We start from the raw sequence: 6745 nt of genomic DNA, 5'->3' as shown, positions 1-6745 counted from the left end.
ATCGACCGCGATGCGCTGACGCTGGGTTACGCCGGGGTCTATGGCTCCTTCCTGCTGTTTGCCAAGCGCGCTGCCGTCAAGTACGGCGTGCCGGCCCGCGACATTCTGGTCGAACTCGGCCGCCGCGGCATGGTCGGCGGCCAGGAAGACATGATCGAAGACACCGCCATCACCATGGCCCGCGAAAGAGGACTGAAGGTATGAAGCTGACTCAGAAAACCATCGAGCAACTGGCCGAACATCTGGAAAACGCCGAGTTGCAGGCGCATGACGTGGTGAAAATCACCGATGAACATCCGGAAATGGACTGGGATGACGCGTATGCGATCCAGAACGAAATCCTGCGTCGCAAGCTGGCCCGCGGCAATCGCGTCGTCGGTCTGAAAGCCGGTCTGACTTCGCATGCCAAGATGAAGCAGATGGGCGTTGAAACGCCTTGCTTCGGTTTCCTGGTCGATTATTTTTCGGTGCCGGACGGCGGTGAAATCAAGATCAAGGAATTGATCCACCCGAAGGTCGAGCCGGAAATCGCGTTTGTGCTGAAGCGCGCCCTGAAAGGTCCGGGTTGCCATATCGGTGCAGTGCTTGCCGCCACCGACTTCGTGATGCCGGGCATCGAGATCATCGATTCCCGCTACCGCGATTTCAAGTTCGATCTGAAGAGCGTGATTGCCGACAACTGTTCGTCGTCGCGTTTCGTGCTGGGCGGTCAGGCCGTTCCGGTCGGCCAGCTCGATCTGCGCACGCTGGGCGTGGTCATGGAGAAAAACGGCGAAGCGGTGGCCATCGGCGCCGGTGCTGCGGTACTCGGTCATCCGGCTGCGGCCATCGCGATGCTGGCCAATCATCTCGGGGCACGCGGAGAAGAGATTCCGGCCGGCACGATGATCCTGTCCGGCGGCGTCACCGAGGCTGTGGCGGTGGGCGCCGGCGATCACGTCAATTTGCGCATCCAGGCGCTGGGCGGCGTCAGCTGCCGCTTCATCTAATAAAACACCGAAGCAAGGAGACAAACATGCCATTTGCACAAATCTATCTGATCGAAGGCCGTAGCGAAGAACAAAAAAAAGCGGTCATCGAAAAGGTCAGCGCTGCGCTGAGCGAAGCCGTTGGCGCACCGATGGAAAACGTCCGGGTCTGGATCCACGAAGTGCCGAAGACGCAATGGGGCATCGGCGGCAAGACCGTCAAGGACCTGGGCCGCTGAGCCATCACTGAAAGCGGACCCGCAAGGCGTCCGCGAACGTACTTGAAGACCGTGCCTTTGAGCACGGCGGGCGGCTTGTTGCCCGAAAAGGAGGACAGACAGGATGAGCAAGACATTGGGATGGGGCGTCATGGCCTTGTCAGTGCTGGCGGGATGTTCCGCCGCGCCCGATCTGAGCGGCATTGCCGCCGAGCAGACGCGTCAGGTCAGGCGTTACGACATGGTCCAGGCGATTGCCGCCAACGACAAAGTGGTCGTTGCCGGCACGCAGAGTGGCGTTGCGCTGATTTCCGCCGACCAGGGGAAAAACTGGAAGCGGCAGGCCTTGGGTAACACTTCGCTGGTCGACATCACGGTTTGTGGCAGTGCCGGCTTTCTCGCCATCGATCATTACCGCAAAGTGTGGTTCGCCGATGCGGCCGGTGAAAACTGGCAGTCCGTCGGGCTCGAGAAGCCGCAAACGCCGATTGCCGTGGCCTGCGACCAACAGGGCGGCTGGTGGGTCGCCGGTACGCACTCGGTGATTGCCGGTAGCAAGGATCAGGGCAAGACCTGGCAGATCACCGATCTGGGCGAAGACACCCAGATTACCGCCTTGCAGTTTATTGATACGCAACGGGCCGTGGCCTTTGGTGAATTCGGCCTGACGCTGTTCAGCGACGATGCTGGCGCCAGTTGGACCAAGGGGCCGAAGCTGGAAGGCGATTTCTATCCTTATGCCGCGCTCTTCGCCAACGCCGGCGAAGGCTGGGTCAGCGGCATTGCCGGCCAGATCCTGGCGACCCGCGATGGTGGAAAAACCTGGCACAAGCAGGTCAATGCCACGCAGGCATCGCTGCATCGGCTGTTCATGCACGACGGCGTGCCATTCGGTGTCGGTGCGGGCGGCGTCATTGCCAAGCTGGACGGTACGACTTGGCGCAATCAGCCCTATACCGATGCCGTCCCGGTGTTCCTTGGGGCCGGCGCGGCATTGCCCGGTCAGTCGGCGCTGGTCATCGGTGGTCCGGGCGGCCTGTTGCGCACGGTTGCCACCGGCACAAAACAATAAGAACGCGGGGATAACACCATGGTCAGTAAATTCCGTCATTCCTTGACGCACAACCTGCATCGCGGCGAAGCATGGATTTTTGCCAATCCGAAAATCGTGCTGTCGCTGATTCTGGGTATCACGCTGCTGTTCGGCATGGCCTTGCCGAAGTTGCGCATTTACACCGACTTTTCCGACCTGCTGCCGCAGAACCATAGCTATATCCAGGTCTACAACCGCCTGAAGGAAAATTTCGGCGGCGCCAACATGATCGTGATGGCCGTCGAGGTCGAGAAGGGCACGATCTTCAACGAAGAAACGCTGAAGCTGATTCACGCCGCCACGCAGGGTGTCGACAATCTGCCCGGGGTGAATCACAACCTGGTCAACAGCCTGACGCATCGGACGGCGCGCAAGGTTTTTCTCGACGATCTCGGCGGTTTTGCCTCGGAGTCTTATTACGATCCGCAGCGTCCCGGCTATACCGTCGCCGAACTGGAGCAGATGAAAAACGACGTGATCGCCAATCCGACGATCTACGGCCTGCTCGTTTCACCCGACATGAAGGCCGCACTGATCAAGGCGCAGCTCAATGAAGGCGATATCGACTATCCGAAAACCTTTGCCGCGTTGCAGGAAGTCCGGGAAACACTGGCAACCCCGGGGCATCAGATTTTTGTCACCGGCAACCCGGTGCTGACTGGCTGGGTGTACACCTACCTCGACCAGATCGTCGAAATCCTGGCCTACACGCTGGCCTTGCTGGCCACGCTGCTGATCATCTATTTCCAGCGCTTTTACGGCATTGCCCTGCCGCTGCTCGGCATTGCGCTGTCCAGCATCTGGGGCTTGGGCTTCATGGCCATGATGGGGATCAATCTCGAACCTTTGTCGTTGCCGATTCCCTTCCTGATCGCGGCGCGTGCCACGTCGCACGGCGTGCAACTGGTCGAGCGCTATTACGAGGAGCTGGCCAAGGTGCACAACGGCAAACAGGCCGCACGCAACGCGCTGGAAGCCTTGTTCCGTCCCGGTTCGCTGGCCATCATCGTCGATGCGGTGGGGATTGCCGTGCTGATGCTCGGTGCTGCGCCGTTCAATCACAAACTGGGTCTGGCGGCGGGGTTCTGGGGTTTCTCGGTGATCTTCACGGTGCATTTCATGGTGCCACTGGCGTTGACCGTACTACCGGCGCCGAAAAAGCATGAAAACGGCAACCAGGGGATGCGCAATCTGATGGGGCGCGCCATGTCCCTGACCGGCGGCACGGACGGCGGTGCACGTTCGATTCTGGTGCTGGCACTGATCGGCGCCATCGGCGCGACTTACTTTGTCAGCAAGGTGCAACTGGGGGAATCCGAACCGGGATCGCCACTGCTACACCTGGATCATGATTTCAACGTCTCGACCAAGGCGATCAACACGCGTTTCCCCGGTTCGGAGGAATTGCATGTCCTGGCCCGCACCGACGAAAAGGGCGGCATCAAGCGCCCGGAGGTGATGGCCGCCATCGAGCGCTTCCAGGCGCACATGTTGTCCGATCCGACCTTGGGTGGAACCAAAGCCATTCCCGGCGTGATGCGCGTGGTCAACAAGCTGATCCACAACGACGATCCGCGCTGGATGCAATTGCCCGATAGCAAGGATGAAATCGGCGGCCTGATGTTCACCTACATGGCGTCCAGCCCGATTCCCGGCGCGCTGAAAGAATTCGTCAATGCCGACGAAAATGAAGCCAACATGGTCTTTTACTACAAGGACCACCAGGCCGAGACGATCAATCGGGTGGTCGCGCTGGCCGAGGCTGGCATCAAGAAGATCGAAGCCGAAGTGCCCGGCCTGCACATCGAACTGGGCGGCGGCATCATCGGCGTGACGGCGGCCGGCAACCAGGCGCTGCATACCGATCACATGATCATCATCCCGGCCGTGATGCTCCTGGCCTTCGTCATCGTGATGGTTTATTACAGCTCGCTGCACGCCGGCTGGCTGATGGTGCTGCCGATGCTGTTCGCCACGCTGATGACCTATGCCTACATGGGAGCGCTGAATATCGGCATCAACGTCAATACGGTGCCGGTCATTGCAGTCGGCGTCGGCGTCGGGATCGACTACGCGGTGTACTTCATGGACCGCATCCGCGAGGAATTCGCCCGTCTGCGCGACATGAAACAGGCGGTCATCCACGCCGTGGCAACGACCGGCTCTGCCGTCAGCTTTACCGCGGCCACGCTGATCGCCGGGGTGGTGATGTGGATTTTCATGTCCGACCTGCGCTTCCAGTCGGACGCCGCGATCCTGCTTTCTTTCATGCTCATCGTCAATGCGATCGCTGCCGTGCTGATCGTGCCGTCCTGGTGTGTGGTCTTCAAGCCGAAATTCGTGACCGCCATTCACTACGACGAAGACGGTGTGCTGGAAAACGACTAATAACAACGCCGGACCACCGGGGTAACAGCAATGCAGTTTTTATCAACGACATCAAAGCACTGGGGGAAATCCATGCGAGAGACAAAAATGCACTTCATGCCAACGCTGAAGACGATCACGTTTGCCGTCGGAATGGCGGTGGGCTCAATGGCCGGGGCGTCGGAGCTACCAGCAATGGGAGAGGATGCCTCCCCCTGGAACGTCGACGTAACTTATGAAAACCATACGGCGCGGCGGGAAAGCGCGGGGTTGGCCAAGTTCCGCAACACCTTGCAGGCCGAGTTCGACAAGAAGGGGGGCGATGGCTGGGGCGTGCACGGCATCCTGCGTGGCAGTTGGGACGGTGTCTACCGCATGAATAGCAGTGAATACGGCAAGAAAGCTGGCGGAGCGATTGATCTGCAGAGCACTACACCGGCTGGATTGATGGCCGTGCCTTACGGCAGCGGCCTGGGCCATACGGCCATTTCCGGTGCCTTGCAGGCCAAGGGTATGCCCGCAGCGGTGGCGGCCAACAATACTTTTGTCGACGCTTACCCGAACAGCCCGAATAGCGGCATGCGCGTTCTCGGTGATCGCTGGCACAAGATTGATGGCGGTGTGGGATTTGGCGTGCCGGTCCGGCCATGTGATGTCGACCGGCGTGGCTGTCGCGATTTCGGTGGCTACGGCGATCAGCGTTTGTCCGAACTGGAGAGCCCCGAATTTAACGACCGCCTGGATTTCATCCGCGAACTGTATGCCAAGAAGACCTTCAACCTGGCCAGCGGCAAGGACCTTTTCATCAAGGTCGGCAAGCAGCAGGTAGTCTGGGGGCGTACCGACCTGTTCCGCGTGCTTGATGTGATCAATCCGGTCGATTACTCGCGCAACAATATTTACGACGAACTCTCGGATATCCGCATTCCGATGTGGATCGCCCAGGCCGAATACCGGATGGGTGCCAGCGAGACGATGCAGGATCGGAACTTCCAGATCGTGTGGAATTTCGACAAGTTCCGCGCCAACAATCTGGGGCAATGCGGTTCGCCAAATTCGATTCTCGATGCCGGCTGCTTCTTCCGCGGCATGGCCAATCTCTGGGACAACGGCGGGACGGTGGCCAATTTCGCCAATGTGGCGCCCGGCACCTTGCTGGCGACCAATTTCGGACCGGGACAAATTGGCCTGAACAAGGTCCATCTGCCGGAATGGAGTTTTGCCAATACCCAGCTCGGCATGAAGTATGAAGGTGTGACGCAGGATGGCTTGTCGTTCTCGCTCAATGCCTTGACCTATCGTTCGCAATTGCCTTCGTTGCACGGTGGCCAGCGGGCAACCAACTCGTTTACCGGTGAGTCCCGCGGTGCCTGGCCCTACCTGATTTCATTCGACATGCATTTCCCCCGGGTCAACCTGATCGGTGGTTCGATGGATTTCCAGTTGCCGGGCGTGGGAGCGGCTGTGCGTCTTGAAGGGGCATTTACCGACGGCGAAGAGTTTGCCAATACCGCGAAGCCCGAGTTGTATTCGAAGAATCGGGTTTTCCGTTCGGTGATTGGTGTCGACCGTCCGACTTTCATCCCGTTCATCAGCGAAACCTCGGCCACCCTGATTTCCGGTCAGTTGTTTTACCAGCACATTTTCGATCACGAATGGGAAAGAGGTGCGCTGGGTCCGGTCGGTATGCCTGACTGGAAAGACAGCTACATCGGCACGCTGCTCATCAAGGGTTTCCTGAAAAACGGCCAGGTCAGTCCGCAAGTCATTTTTGCCCACGATTTCAAGGCTCGGGCAACGACGGTTGCACCGCAAGTTGAGTGGAACATCGGCAATGACCTGAAACTGACCTTCGGTGCCAATTACAAACTGGCCAATGGCCGTGATCGCTGGAATTTCGACGATTGCCGCGCCTGTAATCCGTTTGCGCCCTTTACGGCACCCGATGGCGATGCCGATCCGCTCAGCAGTTATTCCCGCGGGCTGGCCGGTATGGAACCGCTGGGCCGTTTCCGCGCCGGGCCGATCGGGGCTGCGTTCAAGGAAAACGATGTGTTCATCAAGCTTAACTACAAGTTCTAACTTTTTCAGGAGACATA

General features: G+C 59.1%; 5 protein-coding genes and 1 pseudogene. All 6 read left to right on the top strand.

Features of this window, described 5'->3' with window-relative positions; all coding sequences use genetic code 11:
* Nucleotides 1-204, top strand: a pseudogene (locus RCI20_RS13535) (4-hydroxy-2-oxovalerate aldolase); the annotation flags it as partial.
* On the top strand, nt 201-989 hold the full coding sequence (gene dmpH / locus RCI20_RS13530) for a 2-oxo-3-hexenedioate decarboxylase (RefSeq protein ID WP_306606390.1): 789 nt from the start codon (nt 201-203) through the stop codon (nt 987-989). The pseudogene RCI20_RS13535 and the gene dmpH, both read left to right, overlap by 4 nt.
* Nucleotides 990-1015: 26 nt before the next feature.
* Nucleotides 1016-1207 carry a 2-hydroxymuconate tautomerase gene (locus RCI20_RS13525; protein ID WP_306606389.1) on the top strand — a complete coding sequence of 64 codons (192 nt, stop codon included), beginning with the start codon at nt 1016-1018 and terminating at the stop codon, nt 1205-1207.
* A gap of 103 nt (nt 1208-1310) precedes the next feature.
* A complete protein-coding gene (locus RCI20_RS13520) occupies nt 1311-2258 on the top strand; it encodes a YCF48-related protein (RefSeq protein ID WP_306606388.1) in 948 nt (315 codons plus the stop codon).
* Nucleotides 2259-2276: 18 nt separating this feature from the next.
* Nucleotides 2277-4667, top strand: a complete 2391-nt coding sequence (locus RCI20_RS13515; protein ID WP_306606387.1) for an RND family transporter — start codon at nt 2277-2279, stop codon at nt 4665-4667.
* A 72-nt stretch (nt 4668-4739) separates the two neighbouring features.
* Nucleotides 4740-6728, top strand: a complete 1989-nt coding sequence (locus RCI20_RS13510) for a DUF1302 family protein (protein ID WP_306606385.1) — start codon at nt 4740-4742, stop codon at nt 6726-6728.
* Nucleotides 6729-6745: the final 17 nt, after the last annotated feature.

It is taken from the genome of Azonexus sp. (genome assembly GCF_030824335.1).
GTDB lineage: Bacteria > Pseudomonadota > Gammaproteobacteria > Burkholderiales > Rhodocyclaceae > Azonexus.
The sequence above is the reverse complement of the archived record's forward strand: the minus strand, read 5'-3'. Positions and strand labels throughout refer to the sequence as shown.